Source organism: Bacillus vallismortis (genome assembly GCF_040784915.1).
Lineage (GTDB): Bacteria > Bacillota > Bacilli > Bacillales > Bacillaceae > Bacillus > Bacillus subtilis_G.
Genome location: NZ_CP160797.1, coordinates 35001 through 57476 on the forward strand (window position 1 = coordinate 35001; position 22476 = coordinate 57476).

The 22476-nt window shown below is 41.4% G+C and carries 27 protein-coding genes and 1 rRNA gene (1 of these 28 cut by a window edge); 27 read left to right on the plus strand and 1 reads right to left on the minus strand.

Annotated elements, in window-relative coordinates:
- The 14 genes from rrf to rsmI all read left to right on the plus strand — a co-directional run.
- Positions 1–88: ribosomal RNA gene (gene rrf, locus ABZM97_RS00175) — 5S ribosomal RNA — on the plus strand (it extends 28 nt beyond the left edge of the window).
- A gap of 179 nt (positions 89–267) precedes the next feature.
- On the plus strand, positions 268–462 hold the full coding sequence (gene csfB / locus ABZM97_RS00180) for an anti-sigma-G factor (protein ID WP_148964443.1): 195 nt from the start codon (positions 268–270) through the stop codon (positions 460–462).
- A gap of 133 nt (positions 463–595) precedes the next feature.
- Positions 596–1210 (plus strand): 5-bromo-4-chloroindolyl phosphate hydrolysis family protein, encoded by a 615-nt coding sequence (locus tag ABZM97_RS00185; protein WP_148964444.1) that lies wholly within the window; start codon positions 596–598, stop codon positions 1208–1210.
- Positions 1211–1229: 19 nt separating this feature from the next.
- Positions 1230–2378 carry a toxic anion resistance protein gene (locus ABZM97_RS00190; protein WP_202329174.1) on the plus strand — a complete coding sequence of 383 codons (1149 nt, stop codon included), beginning with the start codon at positions 1230–1232 and terminating at the stop codon, positions 2376–2378.
- Positions 2379–2460: 82 nt separating this feature from the next.
- The gene (locus tag ABZM97_RS00195) at positions 2461–3900 is read left to right on the plus strand and encodes an aminotransferase class I/II-fold pyridoxal phosphate-dependent enzyme (RefSeq protein WP_087993949.1); all 1440 of its coding nucleotides are present in this window, start codon (positions 2461–2463) and stop codon (positions 3898–3900) included.
- Complete coding sequence (gene tmk / locus ABZM97_RS00200) at positions 3897–4535, plus strand: dTMP kinase (RefSeq protein WP_087993950.1); 639 nt, start codon at positions 3897–3899, stop codon at positions 4533–4535. Before ABZM97_RS00195 ends, tmk begins: the two co-directional genes overlap by 4 nt.
- A gap of 74 nt (positions 4536–4609) precedes the next feature.
- A complete protein-coding gene (darA, locus tag ABZM97_RS00205) occupies positions 4610–4939 on the plus strand; it encodes a cyclic di-AMP receptor DarA (protein WP_148964448.1) in 330 nt (109 codons plus the stop codon).
- Between the two features lie 12 nt (positions 4940–4951).
- Positions 4952–5392 (plus strand): YaaR family protein, encoded by a 441-nt coding sequence (locus ABZM97_RS00210; RefSeq protein WP_087993952.1) that lies wholly within the window; start codon positions 4952–4954, stop codon positions 5390–5392.
- An 11-nt stretch (positions 5393–5403) separates the two neighbouring features.
- Positions 5404–6393 (plus strand): DNA polymerase III subunit delta', encoded by a 990-nt coding sequence (gene holB / locus ABZM97_RS00215; RefSeq protein WP_087993953.1) that lies wholly within the window; start codon positions 5404–5406, stop codon positions 6391–6393.
- 2 nt (positions 6394–6395) lie between these two features.
- Positions 6396–7223: a competence/sporulation regulator complex protein RicT gene (gene ricT / locus ABZM97_RS00220; protein ID WP_060397760.1), complete on the plus strand. Its 828-nt coding sequence runs from the start codon at positions 6396–6398 to the stop codon at positions 7221–7223.
- Between the two features lie 14 nt (positions 7224–7237).
- On the plus strand, positions 7238–7597 hold the full coding sequence (gene yabA, locus ABZM97_RS00225; RefSeq protein WP_087993954.1) for a replication initiation-control protein YabA: 360 nt from the start codon (positions 7238–7240) through the stop codon (positions 7595–7597).
- Between the two features lie 58 nt (positions 7598–7655).
- Positions 7656–8399, plus strand: coding sequence for a tRNA1(Val) (adenine(37)-N6)-methyltransferase (locus tag ABZM97_RS00230; RefSeq protein ID WP_087993955.1), 744 nt, complete (start codon positions 7656–7658; stop codon positions 8397–8399).
- Positions 8386–8685 carry a GIY-YIG nuclease family protein gene (locus ABZM97_RS00235; RefSeq protein ID WP_087993956.1) on the plus strand — a complete coding sequence of 100 codons (300 nt, stop codon included), beginning with the start codon at positions 8386–8388 and terminating at the stop codon, positions 8683–8685. Before ABZM97_RS00230 ends, ABZM97_RS00235 begins: the two co-directional genes overlap by 14 nt.
- Entirely contained in the window at positions 8660–9538 is an 879-nt protein-coding gene (gene rsmI / locus ABZM97_RS00240; protein WP_087993957.1) for a 16S rRNA (cytidine(1402)-2'-O)-methyltransferase, read from the plus strand. Before ABZM97_RS00235 ends, rsmI begins: the two co-directional genes overlap by 26 nt.
- A gap of 46 nt (positions 9539–9584) precedes the next feature.
- Here the strand turns inward: rsmI and abrB are convergent, their stop codons facing one another.
- Entirely contained in the window at positions 9585–9869 is a 285-nt protein-coding gene (gene abrB / locus ABZM97_RS00245; protein WP_087993958.1) for a transition state genes transcriptional regulator AbrB, read from the minus strand.
- 500 nt (positions 9870–10369) lie between these two features.
- Between abrB and metG the strand changes: the two genes are divergently transcribed.
- The 13 genes from metG (at position 10370) to glmU (ending at position 22464) form a co-directional block, all read left to right on the plus strand.
- Positions 10370–12364 (plus strand): methionine--tRNA ligase, encoded by a 1995-nt coding sequence (gene metG / locus ABZM97_RS00250; RefSeq protein ID WP_202329173.1) that lies wholly within the window; start codon positions 10370–10372, stop codon positions 12362–12364.
- Between the two features lie 78 nt (positions 12365–12442).
- The gene (locus tag ABZM97_RS00255; protein ID WP_087991884.1) at positions 12443–13210 is read left to right on the plus strand and encodes a TatD family hydrolase; all 768 of its coding nucleotides are present in this window, start codon (positions 12443–12445) and stop codon (positions 13208–13210) included.
- A gap of 155 nt (positions 13211–13365) precedes the next feature.
- Positions 13366–14679, plus strand: coding sequence for a ubiquitin-like domain-containing protein (locus ABZM97_RS00260; protein ID WP_087991883.1), 1314 nt, complete (start codon positions 13366–13368; stop codon positions 14677–14679).
- A 145-nt stretch (positions 14680–14824) separates the two neighbouring features.
- The gene (gene rnmV / locus ABZM97_RS00265; RefSeq protein ID WP_148964455.1) at positions 14825–15385 is read left to right on the plus strand and encodes a ribonuclease M5; all 561 of its coding nucleotides are present in this window, start codon (positions 14825–14827) and stop codon (positions 15383–15385) included.
- The gene (gene rsmA, locus ABZM97_RS00270) at positions 15378–16256 is read left to right on the plus strand and encodes a 16S rRNA (adenine(1518)-N(6)/adenine(1519)-N(6))-dimethyltransferase RsmA (RefSeq protein WP_087991881.1); all 879 of its coding nucleotides are present in this window, start codon (positions 15378–15380) and stop codon (positions 16254–16256) included. Before rnmV ends, rsmA begins: the two co-directional genes overlap by 8 nt.
- A 160-nt stretch (positions 16257–16416) precedes the next feature.
- Positions 16417–17289, plus strand: a complete 873-nt coding sequence (gene prtG / locus ABZM97_RS00275; RefSeq protein ID WP_087991880.1) for a sporulation-specific protease PrtG — start codon at positions 16417–16419, stop codon at positions 17287–17289.
- A 210-nt stretch (positions 17290–17499) separates the two neighbouring features.
- Positions 17500–17760, plus strand: a complete 261-nt coding sequence (gene veg, locus ABZM97_RS00280; RefSeq protein ID WP_003218330.1) for a biofilm formation stimulator Veg — start codon at positions 17500–17502, stop codon at positions 17758–17760.
- A gap of 162 nt (positions 17761–17922) precedes the next feature.
- On the plus strand, positions 17923–18108 hold the full coding sequence (locus ABZM97_RS00285; RefSeq protein WP_003218333.1) for a small, acid-soluble spore protein, alpha/beta type: 186 nt from the start codon (positions 17923–17925) through the stop codon (positions 18106–18108).
- Between the two features lie 146 nt (positions 18109–18254).
- Positions 18255–19124: a 4-(cytidine 5'-diphospho)-2-C-methyl-D-erythritol kinase gene (ispE, locus tag ABZM97_RS00290; protein ID WP_087991879.1), complete on the plus strand. Its 870-nt coding sequence runs from the start codon at positions 18255–18257 to the stop codon at positions 19122–19124.
- Positions 19125–19179: 55 nt separating this feature from the next.
- On the plus strand, positions 19180–20037 hold the full coding sequence (gene purR / locus ABZM97_RS00295; RefSeq protein ID WP_087991878.1) for a pur operon repressor: 858 nt from the start codon (positions 19180–19182) through the stop codon (positions 20035–20037).
- The gene (gene ridA, locus ABZM97_RS00300) at positions 20034–20411 is read left to right on the plus strand and encodes a 2-iminobutanoate/2-iminopropanoate deaminase (RefSeq protein ID WP_003218344.1); all 378 of its coding nucleotides are present in this window, start codon (positions 20034–20036) and stop codon (positions 20409–20411) included. The genes purR and ridA overlap by 4 nt, the downstream gene beginning before the upstream one ends.
- Before the next feature lie 197 nt (positions 20412–20608).
- Positions 20609–20902, plus strand: coding sequence for a septation regulator SpoVG (spoVG, locus tag ABZM97_RS00305; protein WP_087991877.1), 294 nt, complete (start codon positions 20609–20611; stop codon positions 20900–20902).
- Between the two features lie 191 nt (positions 20903–21093).
- Positions 21094–22464, plus strand: a complete 1371-nt coding sequence (gene glmU, locus ABZM97_RS00310; RefSeq protein WP_253268764.1) for a bifunctional UDP-N-acetylglucosamine diphosphorylase/glucosamine-1-phosphate N-acetyltransferase GlmU — start codon at positions 21094–21096, stop codon at positions 22462–22464.
- The last annotated feature ends 12 nt before the right edge of the window (positions 22465–22476 follow it).

Below are 22476 nucleotides of genomic sequence, written 5' to 3' on the forward strand. Positions count from 1 at the left end.
CCGTTCCCATGCCGAACACGGAAGTTAAGCTCTTCAGCGCCGATGGTAGTCGGGGGGTTCCCCCTGTGAGAGTAGGACGCCGCCAAGCAAGGTAAAACCCAGCTCATTGAGCTGGGTTTTTTGTTTATTTAAGAGCGATAAAATCAAACAAATACAAACACCGACAGCTTATATAGCCCATATACTGATTTCAAGTTTCAAAAAGATCTAAATAGTGTATACAATATACGATTTAAGGGAAGGCTAATTGTACGGAGGTGGGAACGATTGGACGAAACACGTAAACCTAATCATACATGTGTGATTTGTGATCAAGAGAAGAATAGAGGCATTCATCTTTATACGAAATTCATATGCTTAGATTGTGAGAGAAAAGTAATTTCTACATCAACTTCCGATCCTGACTATGCCTTTTATGTAAAAAAACTAAAAAGCATTCATACACCGCCATTATATTCTTAAGACCTGAAAAGGTCTTTTTTTATACTCTTTCATAAAGATATTGGTAATAAAGAGAAGATGAAACTTGTTTAGGGATTGAACGTAGTAGATAATAATATTAAAACTGAGAATATACACAGGAGTCGATGATCTCATGCAGAGATTTTTTCACTTTTTAATATGGAGTTTAACGAGCAGTGCGACTTTTGTTTTCATAGGGATATTGAGCTTTTTCGGTTTAAATCAGCCGCTTTTTTTATCTTTTGTTTATGGGTTCGCTTCAGGAGCAGTCGTATATACAGCTGGCATTTGGAATTCGAGACGGTTATTTCTTAAAAAGCATGCGCTGACAGGAAGAGAATATGCCTATATTAAGAAAAACCTAGAGGAAGCAAGGCAGAAAATCATACGCCTTCGAAAAGCTTTATTTCAAGCAAAAAGCATTCAAATGTTTAAACAAAATGCAGAAATACTGAGGCTTGTCAGAAGGATTTATATCCTCACCAACAAAGAGCCGAAGCGGTTTTATCAGGCTGAGCGATTTTTTTACCAAACGCTCGATTCAGTTGTTGAACTGACGGAGAAGTATGCCTTTTTATCATCTCATCCGAAAAAAAGCAAAGAGCTGTCGATGTCACTGAGTGAGGCGCGTATCACACTTGCTGAATTGACAAAGCGTTTAGAGGAAGATTTAACTCAATTAATGGGTGATGATATTGACGAACTGCAATTTGAATTAGATGCGGCGAAACATTCATTAAAGAAATAATGGAAGGAGGGTAAGAGCGATGAACAGAGATCAGAGCGACCTTCATATCGATGAGTTGTTGGCGGACCCTTTTGGAGAAATAGAGGCGGAGGCTGTAAAAGCAGAGAAGCAGCAAGTACGCCTTGTTGATGTTCTTCCTGAGGAAAACAAGGAAAAAGCAATTCAGCTCGCTGAACAGATTGATCATAAAAATATGCAGAGCATTGTCTTATACGGTTCACAAGCTCAGTCGAAACTGCTGAATTTTTCTCACACTATGATTGATCATGTTCAAAAGAAGGATGTCGGGGAGATTGGCGAAATACTTGGAGAGCTGATGAAAAAGCTGGAGCAAGTAAATCCTGATGACCTTCAGTCTAGGAAAAAGGGTTTTTTGGCGCGTGTGTTTGGAAGAGTATCGAATTCTCTTCAGGAGGTGCTTTCTAAATATCAAAAGACCAGCGTACAGATAGACAGAATCAGTTTGAAGCTGGAACACTCTAAAAATGCTTTAATCAGTGACAATAAGCTGTTAGAGCAGCTATACGAAAAAAATAAAGAGTATTTCACCGCCCTGAATGTTTATATTGCTGCAGGGGAACTGAAGCTGGAGGAATTAAAAACAAAAACAATCCCTGAACTGAAGCAACAGGCTGAATCAGGCGAGCACAATCAAATGGCTGTTCAAGAAGTAAACGATTTGGTTCAATTTGCTGACCGTTTAGATAAAAGGATGCACGATTTGCTGCTGAGCAGGCAAATTACAATTCAAAGTGCTCCGCAAATCAGACTGATCCAGAATACAAACCAAGCGTTAGCTGAAAAAATCCAGTCATCCATTGTGACAGCAATCCCGCTTTGGAAAAACCAAGTTGCGATTGCGCTGACGCTTTTAAGGCAGCGCAATGCAGTGGATGCCCAACAGAAAGTAACTGATACAACCAACGAGCTTTTGCTGAAAAATGCGGAGCTTTTGAAGACCAATACAATTGAAACTGTGCGGGCGAATGAACGAGGCCTAGTTGATATCGATACTTTAAAAAAGGTGCAGGAAAGCTTAATCAGCACGCTTGAAGAAACGCTGACCATACAAGAAGAAGGACGAGTCAAACGCCGTCAGGCAGAAGAAGAACTCATGGTGATGGAAGACGATCTGAAGCACAAGCTGCTTACGATGAAGGAAAGGTAGTTACCAGTAAGTCTTATCTTTAAGTTCTGTCAGAGGAACGATATAATAAAGTGTAAGAAAACATATTCAAAGGATTGTTTTAATGAACACACCTTTATATACAGCATTGATTCAGCACGCGAGAAGAAATTCTCATTCATTTCATGTTCCGGGACATCACAATGGAGATGTCTTTTTTGATGACGCTAAGTCGATATTCAATCCGCTGCTCACTATTGATGTAACTGAACTGACAGGGCTGGATGACCTCCATCATCCTTCTGGGGTGATTAAGGAAGCACAAGAGCTTGTCAGTCAATTATATGGATCGGCGGAAAGTTTTTTCTTGGTGAATGGAACAACTGTCGGAAACTTAGCGATGATTTTATCTGTTTGTGAACCGGGTGATATAATTCTGATTCAAAGAAACTGCCATAAATCTGTCTTTCATGCTGTTGATATGGCTGGTGCTGAACCGGTTTATCTCGCACCTGACATTGATGCAGCAATGCATGTGCCTACGCATGTTCCGCTAAATACAATTCAAGAAGCCTTGGCAGCGTATCCAGATGCGAAAGGCTTGGTGCTGACCAATCCGACATATTACGGGCATAGTGCTGATTTGACCGAAGTCATTTCAGAAGCTCATCATTACGGGATTCCTGTTTTAGTGGATGAAGCGCATGGCGCACATTTTGTTTTAGGGGAGCCTTTTCCGCCCTCAGCTTTAAAAATGGGGGCAGATATCGTTGTTCAGTCCGCTCATAAAACGCTGCCTGCCATGACGATGGGTTCTTATTTGCACCTTAACAGCAGCAGAGTTGACAGGAATCGGGTGGCAGAGTTTTTAAACCGATTACAAAGCAGCAGTCCGTCTTATCCGATCATGGCTTCATTAGACATTGCACGCGCTTATGTACAGCGTATGATAGAAGAACATAAGCTTTCTGACATTCTGCAACGTATACAATCATTTAAACAAACGTTTGATTCACTTAGAAATGCAGAAGCAGTCAAACCGGCAGATCCACGTACGATAACGGATCCGCTGAAACTCACAATTCGATCAAAGCGGGGGCATTCTGGGTATACGCTGCAAAACATATTAGAGCGTGCTAACATATTCACTGAGCTTGCGGATGAAAATCAAGTCTTGTTCGTTCTTCCATTGGGAGGAAATCGCAGAATAAACGCTGAAATAATGAAAACCATTGATGCAGAGGTTGAAAACACGCCTCCAGATCAGAGGTTTGCCTCTGCAGAATGGGGATTGCGGCCTGTTACTGTCTTGCCTTATCAAAAAAAGGTCTTACAAACGTTTAAGAAAGAATATGTGGACTTTAATGAAGCGGCAGGCCGGCTGAACGCTGAGGATATCATACCTTATCCTCCAGGTATACCGATGATCATGGCGGGAGAAAGAATAACGAAAGAAAGTGTGCAAAAGCTCAGCCGCTTGATCAGCATGAAAACGCATGTTCAAGGGAATACGAAAATCAAAGAGAAACAACTACTTGTTTATATAGAAGAGGAGAAATCATGAGCGGTTTATTTATTACATTCGAAGGTCCTGAAGGTGCGGGGAAAACGACTGTTCTGCAGGAAATCAAAAACATACTGACAGCAGAAGGCCTTCAAGTTACAGCAACTCGAGAGCCGGGCGGCATAGATATTGCAGAACAAATACGAGAGGTTATTCTGAATGAAAACAACACATTAATGGACCCAAAAACAGAAGCTCTCTTATATGCGGCTGCAAGACGCCAGCATTTAGTTGAAAAAGTAAAACCAGCATTAGAACAAGGGCAGGTTGTTCTTTGTGACAGATTCATAGACAGTTCGCTCGCGTACCAAGGATACGCAAGAGGGCTTGGGATTGATGAGGTTCTGTCGATTAATGAGTTTGCTATCGGCGATATGATGCCCCATGTAACGGTTTATTTTTCAATTGATCCGGAAGAAGGGCTGAAGCGAATTCATGCAAACGGCTTACGGGAGAAAAACAGGCTTGATTTAGAAAAATTAAGCTTCCATACAAAGGTACAGGAAGGTTATCAAGAGCTGATGAAGCGATTCTCAGAAAGATTTAACTCAGTTGATGCCAGCCAATCCAAAGATCTTGTTGTTCAGGACGTCATGAAGGTAATCAATGAAGCGTTGAAAAAAATTCAATTGTGACCTGTTTCCCGATAGTTGATATAATAATGTAAACGAGATCATTGTTGTTTCTAATCTAAAGGAGGCCTTCACAGATGAAATTGATAGTGGCAGTTGTACAAGATCAGGACAGCAACCGGCTTTTGAAAACCTTAACGGATCACAACTTTAGAGTTACAAAGCTTGCAACGACGGGAGGATTTCTTAAATCAGGCAATACAACGTTTATGATTGGTGTCGAGGATATACGCGTCGATAAAGCATTGAGTCTCATTAAGGAAAACGGACAGAAACGTGATCAGATGATTGCCCCTGTATCTCCGATGGGCGGGAATGCTGATTCATATGTCCCTTATCCAGTCGAAGTTGAAGTTGGCGGAGCGACAGTATTTGTCCTTCCAGTCGATGAATTTTATCAATTTTAAGGATTTGAAACTGTGAAAATTAATAAAGATATACGTACATTTATAGATAATAAGCAGCTTCCTTCTGTGAAAACATCTGAGATCACAGCGTCGTTTAAAACATCAATGGAAAATCAAAGCAGCAAATTGAAATTTGATCAACTCACCAGGCTGTTATCGGATATAGAGGCGTTTGGAAAAAGGCTGACAAAATCCCGGAATTTTAAAGACTTAGCGAGATTCAAAGGACTTGTGAAACGTTTTGTCAAAGAAGCCGTAGACAGCGGCCTTTCACATGAAACGTCGCAAAGCTTTGACCTGTACGGAAACAGCAGAACGCTAGGACTTGTAAAAGAAATAGATGACAAATTGATACAGCTTACGGAAGAGATGATGGATCAGGAAAAACCGGCAATTGATTTGCTGGAGCGTATTGGCGAAATAAAAGGTTTATTAATTAACCTTTACACATAGAGAGTGATACAATGGCAATATCTTGGAACGAAATGAACGAGCTTCAGCCCAGAGTGATGAAGCTTTTATATAATAGTATTGAGAAGGACAGACTATCACACGCTTATTTGTTTGAGGGAAAAAAAGGAACAGGAAAGCTTGATGCCGCGCTGCTTCTTGCGAAAAGCTTTTTTTGCCTGGAGGACGGCGCGGAGCCTTGTGAGAGCTGCCGAAATTGTAAACGGATAGAGTCAGGGAACCACCCTGATCTCCATCTTGTTCAGCCTGATGGTTTATCGATCAAAAAGGCGCAAATTCAAGCGTTGCAAGAAGAGTTTTCTAAGACAGGGCTTGAATCGCATAAAAAGCTGTATATTATTTCGCACGCAGATCAAATGACAGCGAATGCGGCGAACAGTCTGCTGAAATTTTTAGAAGAACCGAATAAAGATACAATGGCCATCCTCATCACTGAGCAGCCCCAAAGGTTATTGGATACCATCATCTCAAGATGCCAAACCCTTCCTTTTCAGCCTTTGCAGCCCAAAGCAATTGAAGATAGACTAATCGAACAGGAAGTCTCGCCTCATATGGCAAGGCTTCTCGCCAACATGACCAACAATGTAGCAGAAGCAGTCGAATTAAGTCGAAATGATGAGTTTGCAGAGTCTAGAGCGAAAGTGATAAAATTGTATGAAGTCCTACACCAGCGGAAAGGACATGCTTTTTTCTTTATTCAAGATCAATGGATGCCCTTTTTCAAAGAAAAAACCCATCAAGAAATGGGTCTTGATATGCTCTTATTGATATATCGCGATGTGTTGTCCATCCAAATAGGAAATGAAGATAAATTGATTTATCAAGACTTATTCCAATCAATAAAACAGCATGCGCTACAATCAACACAACAAAGCGTTACGAATCAGATTCTTGCTGTTTTAGAAGCAAAGAAACGGCTTCATTCCAATGTGAATGTACAAGGATTAATGGAGCACTTGGTGTTAATGTTGCAGGAGGGATAAGCTTGTACAATGTAATTGGAGTCCGCTTTAAGAAAGCGGGTAAAATATATTATTTTGATCCGAATGGATTTCATATAGAACATGACAGTTGCGTAATTGTAGAAACTGTCAGAGGCGTTGAGTACGGTCAGGTCGTGATTGCAAATAAACAGGTGGATGAGCATGATGTCGTGCTGCCCCTTCGAAAAGTGATACGTGTGGCTGACGAGCGTGACCTTCTCATCGTAGAAGAAAATAAACAGGAAGCTTTATCAGCATTTGACATCTGCCAAAAGAAAGTGGTTGAACATGGCTTGGATATGAAGCTGGTCGATGTTGAATTCACGTTTGACCGCAATAAAGTCATTTTTTACTTCACTGCTGACGGCCGAGTAGATTTTAGAGAGCTTGTAAAAGATTTGGCTTCTATCTTTAAAACAAGAATTGAGCTGCGCCAAATCGGAGTAAGGGATGAGGCGAAAATGCTTGGAGGAATCGGTCCTTGCGGAAGAATGCTTTGCTGTTCAACGTTCCTTGGAGATTTTGAACCTGTTTCCATTAAAATGGCCAAGGATCAGAACTTATCTTTAAATCCTACGAAGATTTCAGGTCTTTGCGGACGCTTGATGTGCTGTCTAAAATACGAGAATGATGAATATGAGACGGCAAAAGAGCAGCTTCCTGATATAGGAGAAATGATTACGACAGCAAACGGCCCTGCGAAGGTCGTCGGACTTAATATTCTGGAACGGGTGCTTCAGGTGGAACTGATAAACCGTGAAAAAGTGATAGAATATACTTGGGAAGAGCTCTTGGAAGAGGGCGTCGTATCCGCACAAACCACAGATTAACGAGGTGTGGAACCTTGGATAAAAAAGAGTTATTTGATACCGTCATTAACTTAGAAGAACAAATTGGCTCACTGTACCGACAGCTGGGGGATTTAAAGCAGCATATTGGTGAGATGATAGAAGAGAATCATCATTTGCAGCTTGAAAATAAGCATTTGCGCAAACGGCTGGACGATACGACGCAGCAGATTGAAAAGTTCAAAGCTGATAAAAAAGAATCAAAAACACAGAAGACAGAGCAATCTGATATAGGCGAAGGGTATGATAATCTGGCACGTCTGTATCAAGAAGGGTTTCATATCTGCAATGTCCACTATGGAAGTGTTCGAAAAGAAGATTGTCTGTTCTGTTTGTCATTCTTAAATAAAAAATAAGGAAAAGGCTTCCGCATAAGACGGGAGCCTTTTTCAAAGGTACTGAAAGGATAAGAAGATGGTTTCATTACGTGATGATGAAAGATTAGATTATTTGCTGGCAGAGGACATGAAAATCATACAAAGTCCAACAGTTTTTGCCTTTTCATTGGACGCTGTGCTTCTCTCCAAATTCGCATACGTTCCGATTCAAAAAGGAAAAATCGTTGATTTATGCACGGGGAATGGCATTGTGCCACTTCTGCTCAGCACAAGATCAAAAGCAGACATTATTGGAGTTGAAATTCAAGAAAGGCTTCATGATATGGCTGTTCGCAGTGTGGAATACAATAAGCTTCAGGAACAAATTCAGATGATACATGATGATCTGAAAAACATGCCGGAGAAGCTGGGACATAATCGATATGATGTTGTCACCTGCAATCCGCCATATTTTAAAACACCGAAACAAACTGAACAAAACATGAATGAGCATCTCCGGATCGCAAGACATGAAATCCACTGCACACTGGAGGATGTCATTTCAGTCAGCAGCAAGTTGCTTAAGCAAGGAGGAAAGGCAGCCCTTGTTCATCGGCCGGGCAGGCTTTTAGAGATTTTTGAGTTGATGAAGGCTTACCAAATCGAGCCGAAGCGTGTGCAATTTGTCTACCCGAAACAAGGGAAAGAAGCAAATACCATTTTGGTTGAAGGAACCAAAGGCGGACGTCCGGATTTAAAAATTCTTCCCCCTTTGTTCGTTTATGACGAGCAAAATGAATATACAAAAGAAATCAGGACCATTTTATATGGAGACAAATAACCATTTTTTCTACGTCGTGAAATGTAGAGACAATAGCTGGTATGCCGGGTACACCAACAATCTGCAGAAACGGGTAAACACACATAATGATGGAAAGGGCGCAAAGTATACAAAAGTAAGACGTCCGGTTGAATTGATTTTTGCCGAAGCTTTCACAACGAAGCGGGAAGCCATGCAGGCGGAATATTATTTCAAAAAACTGACTCGAAAGAAAAAAAAGCTTTATATAGAAGAAAAGCGGAACAGCAAGGAGGCTGTATATGTTAAGGCGCCAAATGAGCTTTAATGGAAAGTCAGACATGGGAATTCTTTATTTGGTCCCAACACCAATCGGAAATTTAGAGGATATGACATTCCGGGCGATCGACACGCTAAAATCAGTGGATGCGATTGCTGCGGAAGATACGAGACAAACGAAAAAGCTTTGTCATGTATACGAAATTGAAACACAGCTTGTCAGTTATCATGAACATAATAAAGAAAGCAGCGGCCACAAAATCATTGAATGGCTGAAATCCGGAAAAAACATTGCCCTTGTCAGTGACGCTGGGCTGCCGACGATTTCTGATCCGGGAGCGGAAATCGTGAAGGATTTTAGCGAGATAGGCGGTTATGTTGTTCCGCTGCCGGGAGCGAATGCTGCATTAACGGCTCTAATCGCTTCAGGTATTGTACCGCAGCCTTTCTTCTTTTACGGTTTTCTGAACAGGCAGAAAAAAGAAAAGAAGAAGGAGCTTGAAAGTCTTAAAAAACGGCAGGAAACGATTATCTTCTATGAAGCGCCCCACAGACTTAAGGAAACCTTGTCGGCGATGGCCGAGATTTTGGGAGATCGGGAAATTGCTGTAACGCGCGAGCTTACTAAGAAATATGAAGAGTTTATCAGAGGCACGATATCTGAGGTCATCGAATGGGCAAACGAGGATCAGATACGCGGTGAGTTTTGTCTTGTAGTAGAAGGCAATAAAAATGAAGAATCAGATGAGGAAGCACAATGGTGGGAAACCCTCACGCCTAAAGAACATGTCGAGCATTACATTGCGAAAGGTGCTACTTCTAAAGAAGCCATTAAAAAAGCTGCAGTCGATCGCAATATTCCAAAGCGTGAAGTGTACGATGCTTACCATATTCAGCAATAAAAAAAACGTTCTTGTGTCGTAACAAGAACGTTTTTTGTAAAAAGTATTATTTTTGGTTTTGAAGCTGCTTTTGGATTTCGCTGATGATTTGCTCAGCGCCTTCTTGGCTAAGAACCAATTTACCGCCAGCAAGTTTAAGGTTATCATCAGAAACTTCACCAGTTACTTGGCAAGTCATGTTTGGTTTATATTTTTTAAGGATGATTTTTTCATCATCAACATAAATTTCAAGAGCATCTTTTTCTGCGATTCCAAGAGTACGACGCAATTCGATAGGAATAACTACACGTCCTAATTCATCAACTTTACGCACAATACCAGTAGATTTCATAAACTTTCTCCTCCCAAGAGATGATTATTTGTTTAAATTATATTTTTCTTCGTCATTATTCGACAAAATACTTACCTTCATAGCATAACAAGGTTTCCAATAATCGTCAATCATTTTGTTTACTATTGATTGTAAGAATTAGTTCTTATAGTCAGTAATGTAACAGAAACTACTGAAATAACAGCTTTTTATAAATTTATAATAAAGCTATTATCCTACTAAAAATCCTTTTAAATCAAGACTTTTGAACCAAGGTTTTTTGTTTCATTTGATTATATACGACAAAATTCGACATGAACAGACTTTTTTTATTTTCATTAAAGATTTTTAATTTTAATTATTCTTTTTCAAGGCATACGTATATATTCTTGATCTTAAAGGCTAAGATGGTATCATAGATAAAGGATAAATATAAATAATAATCATTTTTGATTTGCACTTATCGCCGCTCTCGTCCTTTGGGCGGGAGCTTTTTGACATTCTGATTGGGAGGTTTCAAGATGCCGCAAGAAAACAATACATTTTATATTACAACACCGATTTATTATCCGAGCGGAAAATTACATATCGGCCATGCATATACGACAGTCGCAGGAGATGCAATGGCACGTTACAAAAGATTAAAAGGGTTCGATGTTCGCTATTTAACGGGAACGGACGAGCATGGACAAAAGATCCAGCAAAAAGCTGAGCAGGAAAACATTACACCTCAGGAGTATGTGGATCGCGCAGCGGCAGATATTCAGAAACTATGGAAACAGCTTGAAATCTCAAACGACGACTTTATCCGTACAACAGAAAAACGGCATAAAGTTGTGATTGAAAAGGTATTTCAAAAGCTTCTTGATAACGGGGACATCTATCTTGATGAATATGAAGGCTGGTATAGTATCCCTGATGAAACATTCTACACGGAAACTCAGCTGGATGATATCGAGCGGAATGAAAAGGGAGAGGTCATCGGCGGAAAAAGTCCTGACAGCGGACACCCAGTTGAATTAATCAAAGAGGAATCTTATTTCTTCCGTATGGGAAAATATGCGGATCGTCTTCTGAAATATTATGAAGAAAACCCGACATTCATCCAGCCGGAATCACGCAAAAACGAAATGATTAACAACTTTATCAAGCCTGGACTTGAGGATTTAGCTGTATCACGTACCACTTTTGATTGGGGCGTGAAGGTGCCGGAAAATCCAAAACACGTAGTATATGTTTGGATCGACGCGCTATTTAACTATTTAACAGCACTCGGCTATGATACAGAAAATGATGAGCTTTATCAAAAATATTGGCCTGCCGATGTTCATTTAGTCGGTAAAGAGATTGTGCGATTCCATACCATTTATTGGCCAATTATGCTGATGGCACTCGATCTGCCGCTGCCGAAGCAAGTATTTGCGCATGGCTGGCTTTTGATGAAAGATGGAAAAATGTCGAAATCAAAAGGGAACGTTGTAGATCCGGTTACATTAATTGAACGCTATGGTTTAGATGAGCTTCGTTATTACCTGCTTCGCGAAGTACCGTTCGGGTCTGACGGTGTCTTTACACCGGAAGGCTTTGTTGAGCGGATTAACTATGATTTGGCGAATGATTTAGGCAATCTATTGAATCGTACTGTTGCGATGATCAATAAGTATTTCGACGGACAAATCGGTTCTTACAAAGGTGATGTAACGGAATTTGACAAAACGCTTGCTTCAGTCGCTAATGAAACAGTGAAGTCTTACGAGAAAGCAATGGAAAACATGGAGTTCTCAGTAGCTCTTTCAACATTATGGCAGCTAATCAGCCGTACTAACAAATATATTGATGAGACAGCTCCATGGGTGCTTGCGAAGGATCCAGAAAAAGAAGAAGAACTGAAGTCGGTCATGTACCATCTGGCTGAGTCATTGCGTATTTCAGCAGTACTGCTTCAGCCGTTCCTAACAAAAACACCGGAAAAAATGTTTGAGCAGCTGGGCATTACTGATAAAACTTTGAAATCTTGGGATAGCATTACAGCTTTCGGCCAACAGCAGGATGCAAAAGTACAAAAAGGTGAGCCGTTGTTCCCTCGTTTAGAGGCAGAAGAAGAAATTGCTTACATCAAAGGCAAGATGCAGGGCTCAGTGCCAGCTAAAGAAGAGACAAAAGAAGAGGAGCCGCAAGAGGTTGATCGCTTACCCGAAATTACGATTGATCAATTCATGGATGTAGAACTTCGTGTGGCAGAGGTCATTAAGGCTGAGCCGGTAAAAAAAGCAGACCGTTTATTGAAGCTGCAGCTGGATCTTGGTTTTGAAAAACGCCAAGTTGTATCCGGTATTGCGAAGCATTATACGCCTGAAGAGCTTGTTGGGAAAAAACTCGTATGTGTAACAAATCTAAAGCCGGTTAAGCTGAGAGGAGAGCTTTCTCAAGGTATGATCCTTGCGGGGGAAGCTGACGGCGTATTAAAAGCCGTATCTATCGATCAGTCGTTACCGAAAGGCACAAGAATTAAATAATGACAAACAAAAGGTGTTTCACGTGTAACAATTCGTCGAACACCTTTTGTGTTTCGACAAGAAAGGAGTTTTTTACTTATGTTATTTGACACACACGCGCATTTAAATGCAGAACAATATGATACTGATCTAGAAGAAGTTATTGAACGGGCAAAAGCTGAACAAGTGAATCGAATTGTCGTAGTGGGTTTTGACCGTCCGACCATCACACGTGCGATGGAAATGATTGAGGAATATGATTTTATTTATGCAGCCATCGGCTGGCACCCTGTTGATGCAATCGACATGACTGAGGAAGATTTAGCGTGGATAAAAGAGCTTTCTGTTCATGAAAAAGTGGTGGCGATAGGTGAAATGGGGTTGGATTATCATTGGGACAAATCTCCTAAAGAGATCCAAAAAGAGGTATTCAGAAAACAAATCGCCTTAGCGAAAGAGGTCAATCTGCCTATTATCATTCATAACCGTGATGCAACGGAGGATGTCGTGACCATTTTGAAGGAGGAAGGCGCAGAAGCTGTGGGCGGAATCATGCACTGCTTTACAGGAAGTGCGGAAGTGGCGAGAGAGTGCATGAAAATGAATTTTTATTTATCATTTGGGGGACCGGTGACTTTCAAAAATGCGAAGAAGCCTAAGGAAGTCGTGAAGGAAATTCCGAATGACCGTTTGCTGATTGAAACGGATTGCCCGTTTCTCACACCTCATCCTTTTCGCGGAAAAAGAAATGAGCCGAGCTATGTAAAATATGTGGCTGAGCAAATTGCTGAATTAAAAGGAATGACTCTCGAAGAGGTTGCTTCAATTACGACTGAAAATGCAAAAAGACTTTTCCGTATAAACTGACAAAAAACGCTAGCGGGTTTTGTAAGAGCTTGTCCTTTTCAGCGCTTATTCATAAAAGTTCTACATGCTTTCTTCTCCTCATAGGATAGGGTTGTCGACAAGTCTTTCTTCCGTTTCTCAGTGTATTTCAGGATAATGAAGAAGACACTAGGCTTTTGGGAGAAAGAGAGAGGAGGGTTGACAGCCTTTTAGATACTCTATATAATCTCTCCGAGGAGAAGGAGGCGTTTTTCATCACACAAAAAATGAAAAAGCTGTTTTCCGTAAAGCTTAGCAAAAGCAAAGTCATTCTGGTTGCTGCTTGTTTGCTTTTGGCGGGAAGCGGGACTGCGTACGCGGCTCATGAGCTGACGAAACAATCAGTCTCAGTTTCTATCAATGGCAAAAAGAAACATATACGCACACACGCAAAAACGGTCGGTGATCTTTTAGATACGCTTGATATAAAGACAAGAGACGAAGACAAGATCACACCTGCTAAACAGACAAAGATAACAGCAGATATGGCCGTTGTGTATGAGGCTGCAAAACCTGTCAAGCTTACAATAAACGGGGAAGAAAAGACATTATGGTCAACAGCAAAAACGGTCGGTGCATTACTGGACGAACAAGATGTTGATGTGAAAAAACACGATCAAATTGATCCCGCAATAGATACAGATATTTCGAAAGACATGAAGATTAACATAGAACCCGCATTCCAGGTTACTGTAAATGATGCAGGAAAACAAAAGAAGATCTGGACGACTTCGACTACCGTCGCTGACTTTTTAAAACAGCAAAAGATGAACATAAAAGACGAAGATAAAATCAAGCCTGCGTTAGATGCAAAGCTGACGAAAGCAAAGGCTGATATTACAATTACTCGTATCGAAAAGGTCACCGATGTAGTTGAAGAGAAAATCGCGTTTGATGTGAAAAAACAAGAAGACGCTTCTCTTGACAAAGGGAAAGAAAAGGTCGTCCAAAAAGGAAAAGAAGGCAAGCTTAAAAAACACTTCGAAGTCGTTAAAGAAAACGGCAAAGAAGTCTCCAGAGAGCTTGTGAAAGAAGAAACAGCTGAACAAAGCAAAGATAAAGTGATTGCTGTCGGCACAAAGCAAAGCAGTCCAAAGGTTGAAAAGGTCAATGCTTCCGGCGATTCAAAAACGGTTGTTTCCCGTAGCGATGAGTCAACAGGCAAAGTGATGACTGTATCATCTACGGCTTATACGGCAAGTTGCAGCGGTTGTTCAGGACATACAGCTACAGGCGTTAACTTAAAAAATAATCCGAATGCGAAAGTCATCGCTGTAGATCCAAATGTCATTCCGCTAGGCTCCAAAGTTCACGTTGAAGGCTATGGATATGCCATTGCTGCAGATACTGGTTCAGCGATTAAAGGGAGCAAAATAGACGTCTTTTTCCCGGAGAAATCATCGGCGTACCGATGGGGAAATAAAACAGTCAAAATTAAAATCTTAAATTAATATATACTTATGTATTCAGAGGGTTTTGCGCCCTCTGTTTTTTTCGTTATAATAGACAAAGTGTATTTTCTGCTTTATTAGACGCTCGACACAAGAAAAAGTTTCATGAATATACAAAAGTTTTTAATTTGTCTTGGAGGAAATAATGAAAATTAAAGAGATCATTGTGGTCGAGGGGCGTGACGATACGGCCCGCATCAAATTGGCTGTTGATGCAGACACAATTGAAACAAATGGTTCAGCCATCGATGATCATGTGATTGACCAAATCCGTTTGGCCCAGAAGACCAGAGGTGTCATTATTTTAACAGATCCGGATTTCCCGGGTGAGAAGATCCGCAAAACCATTTCAGAAGCTGTATCCGGCTGCAAGCATGCATTTTTGCCAAAACATCTTGCCAAACCTAAAAACAAGCGGGGAATTGGTGTGGAGCACGCATCGATTGAAAGCATTAGGGCATGTTTAGAAAACGTGCACGAAGAGATGGAAGCGCAGCCGAGTGACATTTCAGCTGAGGATTTGATTCATGCCGGGCTGATTGGCGGATCTGCGGCCAAACGCCGCCGCGAACGACTGGGTGATCTATTGAAAATCGGCTATACAAATGGAAAACAGCTTCAAAAACGGCTGCAAATGTTTCAAATTAAAAAAAGTGATTTTATGAGTGCGCTCGATACCGTTATGCGGGAGGAACAGAATGAATAAAGATATTGCGACACCGATAAGAACGAAAGAGATACTGAAAAAATACGGTTTTTCTTTTAAAAAGAGCTTAGGACAGAATTTCTTAATTGATACGAACATTTTAGACAGAATTGTCGATCACGCGGAAGTGACGGAGAAAACGGGTGTCATTGAAATCGGCCCGGGAATCGGAGCTTTGACCGAGCAGCTCGCCAAGCGGGCGAAAAAGGTCGCGGCATTTGAGATTGACCAGCGATTATTACCGATTCTAAAGGACACGCTGTCTCCTTACGACAATGTCACCGTCATTCATCAGGACGTATTAAAGGCTGACGTTAAATCCGTCATTGAAGAACAATTTCAAGACTGTGATGAAATCATGGTTGTAGCCAACCTTCCTTATTACGTGACAACGCCGATTATCATGAAACTGCTTGAAGAACATCTCCCGCTGAAAGGGATTGTGGTCATGCTGCAAAAAGAAGTAGCTGAGCGCATGGCGGCAGACCCTTCATCTAAGGAATACGGTTCACTTTCAATCGCAGTCCAATTTTATACAGAAGCCAAAACGGTGATGACCGTTCCAAAAACCGTGTTTGTTCCTCAGCCTAATGTAGATTCCGCAGTCATTCGGCTGATCCTCCGCGATGGCCCGGCAGTGGACGTGGAAAACGAAGCCTTTTTCTTTCAGTTGATCAAGGCAAGTTTTGCTCAGCGCCGTAAAACGCTGCTCAATAACTTAGTCAACAACCTGCCGGATGGAAAAGCACAAAAATCAAAGATTGAGCAAGTGCTGGAAGAGACAAATATTGACGGCAAGCGCCGTGGTGAATCTCTGTCTATAGAGGAGTTTGCAGCGCTGTCTAACGGATTGTATAAAGCCCTTTTTTAAAAGGGCTTTTTGTTTTGCGCACCACTTGGACTGCCGCTACATAGGCTAGAGAAGGACCTTAAATTCAATGAGAAGAAAAACTTGGACTCAGCGAAAAAAGGCGCTTTCTCAAGGCTCTTTCTTTCATGATGAGGCTTAGTCTATGTGTGGAGTGAGGAACGTGCAATTTCAAATAGGAGATATGGTAGCCAGAAAATCCTATCAAATGGATGTTTTGTTTCGCATTATAGGAATAGAGCAAACAAGCAAAGGAAATTCAATCGCTATTTTGCATGGTGATGAAGTCAGGCTGATTGCTGATGCAGATATTTCTGATCTTGTAGCAGTAAAAAAAGATGAGCAAATGATGCGGAAAAAGAAAGATGAGAGCAGAATGAATGAATCGCTCGAATTGCTCCGCCAAGATTATAAGCTGCTCAGAGAAAAGCAGGAGTACTATGCGACAAGCCAGTATCAGCATCAGGAGCATTATTTCCATATGCCGGGCAAGGTGCTTCATTTGGACGGCGATGAAGCATATCTAAAAAAATGTCTGAATGTCTATAAAAAAATTGGAGTGCCCGTCTATGGCATCCATTGTCATGAAAAGAAAATGTCTGCTTCTATTGAAGAATTACTCGACAAATATCGACCTGACATCTTGGTGATAACAGGGCATGATGCGTACTCAAAGCAAAAGGGCGAGATTGATGATTTGAACGCGTACAGACATTCAAAGCATTTTGTTGAAACGGTTCAAAACGCCCGAAAAAAGATCCCTCACTTAGATCAGCTTGTTATTTTTGCGGGGGCTTGCCAATCCCACTTTGAATCGCTCATAAGAGCGGGGGCAAATTTCGCGAGTTCACCGTCAAGAGTAAACATTCATGCGCTTGATCCGGTGTATATCGTCGCGAAAATCAGCTTTACGCCGTTTATGGAACGAATTAATGTATGGGAAGTGCTCCGTAATACGCTGACAAGAGAGAAAGGGCTTGGAGGTATAGAAACAAGAGGAGTACTGAGAATTGGAATGCCTTATAAGTCCAATTAACAGATGAAAACCTGCATAGGAGAACTATGCGGGTTTTTTATTTTACATAATGATACATAATTTACCGAAACTTGCGGAAAATAATTAAGGAATCATAGAATTTTGTCAAAATAATTTTGTTGACAACGTCTTATCAACGTTGATATAATTTAAATTTTATTTGACAAAAATGGGCTCGTGTTGTACAATAAGTATAGTGAGGTGGATGCAATGGCGAAGACGTTGTCCGACATTAAAAGATCGCTTGATGGGAATTTAGGTAAAAGGCTGACGTTAAAGGCAAACGGTGGCCGCCGAAAAACGATTGAGCGCTCGGGCATTTTAGCTGAGACGTACCCTTCTGTTTTTGTGATACAACTAGATCAAGACGAGAACTCGTTTGAAAGAGTTTCATACAGTTATGCTGATATTTTGACTGAGACTGTTGAGCTGACTTTTAATGATGACGCCGCAAGCTCAGTGGCATTTTAACGGGCAGTGAACCTTTTGTTTACTGCTTTTTGTTTTGCCGTTTTTTTTGTTTCCAGTAATTTTAACGAAAGTTTCATCTGTTATTAACAAAAGATAAAAACGGTCACATATTATCGTGACGTGCACGAATGGCTATCACTTCTAAAAAAGGGGTTGTTTCGTTTGGGCAGACGTCGTGGAGTTATGTCAGATGAGTTTAAATATGAGCTGGCTAAAGACCTTGGTTTTTATGACACAGTGAAAAATGGCGGCTGGGGCGAAATTCGCGCCCGCGATGCCGGTAACATGGTAAAGCGCGCCATTGAAATCGCTGAACAGCAAATGGCTCAGAATCAGAATAACCGATAAGTATGTGACCCGGGGGACGTGCAGTTCCCCGGTTTTTATTTTGGATATAAATACATAATAGGCTGCAATATGGATATGTTCATCCTGTACTTCAAATGTGATACAATGTTCATACTTATGTTTAGATGGAGAAGTAGGTGAAAGCTATGCGTATTTTAGAAAAAGCGCCAGCGAAGATCAATCTGTCACTTGATGTCACCCGAAAACGCCCGGATGGCTATCATGAAGTCGAAATGATCATGACGACGATTGATTTAGCGGATCGGATTGAATTGACGGAGCTGGCAGAGGATGAAGTGAGAGTCTCCTCCCACAACCGTTTTGTGCCTGATGATCAAAGAAACTTAGCTTATCAGGCTGCCAAACTGATCAAGGACAGATACAACGTAAAAAAGGGAGTTTCCATCATGATTACGAAGATGATTCCGGTGGCTGCTGGTCTTGCCGGCGGAAGCAGTGATGCGGCGGCGACGCTCAGAGGGCTGAACAGACTGTGGAATTTAAATCTCTCTGCAGAAACGCTTGCCGAGCTTGGAGCGGAAATTGGCTCCGATGTTTCATTTTGTATCTATGGCGGAACTGCACTGGCAACTGGACGCGGCGAGAAAATTAAACACATCAGCACGCCTCCGCACTGCTGGGTCATTTTAGCGAAACCGACAATCGGTGTTTCAACTGCTGAAGTGTACAGACAGCTGAAGCTGGATGATGTTGAGCATCCCGATGTACATGGCATGATTGAAGCTATAGAGGAAAAGAGTTTTCAAAAGATGTGCAGCCGTTTAGGCAATGTGCTCGAATCTGTTACGCTTGATATACATCCTGAAGTTGCGATGATCAAAAACCAGATGAAACGCTTTGGCGCAGACGCCGTGTTAATGAGCGGGAGCGGCCCGACCGTGTTTGGACTGGTTCAGTATGAGTCGAAGGTGCAGAGAATTTATAACGGGTTAAGAGGCTTCTGCGATCAGGTTTATGCGGTGAGAATGATCGGCGAACAGAACGCTCTTGATTAAATCCGTATGTTAAGTTATATTGATCTTAAAATATTCGGATTTTGGGGGTAAGTTCATGAAGTTTCGTCGCAGCGGCAGATTGGTGGACTTAACAAATTACTTGTTAACCCATCCGCACGAGTTAATACCGCTAACCTTTTTTTCTGAGCGGTATGAATCTGCAAAATCATCGATCAGTGAAGATTTAACAATTATTAAGCAAACCTTTGAGCAGCAGGGGATTGGTACTTTGCTTACTGTTCCCGGAGCTGCCGGGGGCGTCAAATACATTCCGAAAATGAAACAGGCTGAAGCTGAAGAGTTTGTGCAGACACTTGGACAGTCGCTGGCAAATCCTGAACGTATCCTTCCGGGCGGTTATGTATATTTAACGGATATCTTAGGAAAGCCATCTGTACTCTCCAAGGTAGGGAAGCTGTTTGCTTCTGTGTTTGCAGAGCGCAAAATTGATGTTGTCATGACCGTTGCCACTAAAGGCATCCCTCTGGCGTACGCGGCTGCGAGCTATCTGAATGTGCCTGTCGTCATTGTTCGCAAAGATAACAAGGTAACAGAAGGCTCTACAGTCAGCATTAATTACGTCTCAGGCTCATCAAACCGCATTCAAACGATGTCACTTGCGAAAAGAAGCATGAAAACGGGTTCAAACGTACTCATTATTGATGACTTTATGAAAGCAGGCGGCACAATTAATGGTATGATTAACCTGTTGGATGAGTTTAACGCAAATGTGGCGGGAATCGGCGTCTTGGTTGAAGCCGAAGGAGTAGATGAACGTCTTGTTGATGAATACATGTCACTTCTTACTCTTTCAACCATCAACATGAAAGAGAAGTCCATTGAAATTCAGAATGGCAATTTTCTACGTTTTTTTAAAGACAATCTTTTAAAGAATGGAGAGACAGAATCATGACAAAAGCAGTCCACACAAAACATGCCCCAGCGGCAATCGGGCCTTACTCACAAGGGATTATCGTAAATAATATGTTTTACAGCTCAGGCCAAATTCCTTTGACTCCTTCAGGTGAAATGGTGAACGGTGATATTAAAGAGCAGACTCATCAAGTATTCAGCAACTTAAAAGCGGTGCTGGAAGAAGCAGGCGCTTCTTTAGAAACAGTTGTAAAAGCAACTGTATTTATTGCGGATATGGAACAGTTTGCAGAAGTAAACGAAGTGTACGGGCAATATTTTGACACTCACAAACCGGCGAGATCTTGTGTTGAAGTCGCGAGACTGCCGAAGGACGCCCTAGTCGAAATCGAAGTTATTGCATTGGTAAAATAATAATAAAAAGTGATTCTGGGTGACCCTCGGAATCACTTTTTTTATTTACCTTATGCCCGAAATAAAAGCGTTATGACCTAATTGTGTAACTATATCCTATTTTTTCAAAAAATATTTTAAAAACGAGCAGGATTTCAGAAAAAATCGTGGAATTGATACACTAATGCTTTTATATAGGGAAAAGGTGGTGAACTACTGTGGAAGTTACTGACGTAAGATTACGCCGCGTGAATACCGATGGTCGCATGAGAGCGATTGCATCCATCACGCTGGATCACGAATTTGTTGTTCATGATATTCGTGTGATTGATGGAAACAATGGTCTTTTCGTTGCGATGCCGAGTAAACGCACCCCTGATGGAGAGTTCCGAGATATTGCTCATCCTATTAATTCTAGCACGCGAGGGAAGATTCAAGATGCCGTGTTAAATGAGTATCATCGTATGGGTGACACTGAAGCATTAGAATTCGAAGAAGCTGGAGCTTCTTAAAAAATAACCAAAAAGCAAGGACTGCTGAAAGGGCTGACAAAAGCCTTTGCCGGCAGTCCTTTTTTAATTCTGATTTTTCAAACTTAATTGCACTCAATAGAAAATTCTTGCACTTCATGAAGTCTCCTTGAAATCAGAAGATATTTAGGATATATTTTTCTATGGATAAAAGGGATATTGGAGGCCAATAAATGGATAAGCGGTTTGCAGTTGTTTTAGCGGCTGGACAAGGAACAAGAATGAAATCGAAGCTTTATAAAGTCCTTCATCCAGTTTGCGGTAAGCCTATGGCAGAGCACGTCGTGGATGAAGCCTTAAAGTTATCTTTATCGAAGCTTGTCACGATTGTCGGACATGGTGCGGAAGAAGTGAAAAAGAAGCTTGGTGATAAAAGCGAGTATGCGCTTCAAGCAGAACAGCTTGGCACTGCTCATGCTGTAAAACAGGCACAGCCATTTCTTGCTGACGAAAAAGGCGTCACAATTGTCATTTGCGGAGATACGCCGCTTTTAACAGCTGAGACAATGGAACAGATGCTGAAAGAACATACACAAAGAGAAGCGAAAGCTACGATTTTAACTGCGGTTGCAGAAGATCCAACCGGATATGGACGTATTATTCGCAGCGAAAACGGAGCGGTTCAAAAAATTGTTGAGCATAAGGACGCCTCTGAAGAAGAACGTCTTGTAACTGAGATCAATACCGGTACGTATTGTTTTGACAATGAAGCGCTATTCCGGGCCATTGATCAGGTGTCTAATGATAATGCTCAAGGTGAGTATTATTTGCCGGATGTCATAGAGATTCTTAAAAACGAAGGCGAAACTGTTGCCGCTTACCAGACTGGTAATTTCCAAGAAACACTCGGAGTTAATGATAGAGTCGCTCTTTCTCAGGCAGAACAATTTATGAAAGAGCGTATTAATAAACGGCATATGCAAAATGGCGTAACGCTGATTGACCCGATGAACACGTATATTTCTCCTGACGCTGTTATCGGAAGCGATACTGTGATTTATCCTGGAACTGTGATTAAAGGTGAGGTGCAAATCGGAGAAGATACGATTATCGGACCTCATACGGAGATTATGAATAGTTCAATTGGCAGCCGTACGGTGATTAAACAATCGGTAGTCAATCACAGTCAAGTGGGGAATGATGTAAACATAGGACCTTTTGCTCACATCAGACCTGATTCTGTCATCGGGAATGAAGTGAAGATCGGAAATTTTGTTGAAATCAAAAAGACTCAATTCGGAGACCGAAGCAAGGCTTCTCATTTAAGCTATGTCGGTGATGCTGAGGTAGGCACAGATGTTAACTTGGGCTGCGGTTCAATAACTGTCAATTATGATGGAAAGAATAAATATTTGACGAAAATTGAAGACGGCGCGTTTATCGGCTGCAATTCCAACTTGGTTGCCCCTGTCACAGTCGGAGAAGGCGCTTATGTTGCTGCGGGTTCAACTGTTACGGAAGATGTACCTGGAAAAGCGCTTGCTATTGCCAGAGCGAGACAAGTAAATAAAGACGATTATGTGAAAAATATTCATAAAAAATAATCCTAAATTCGG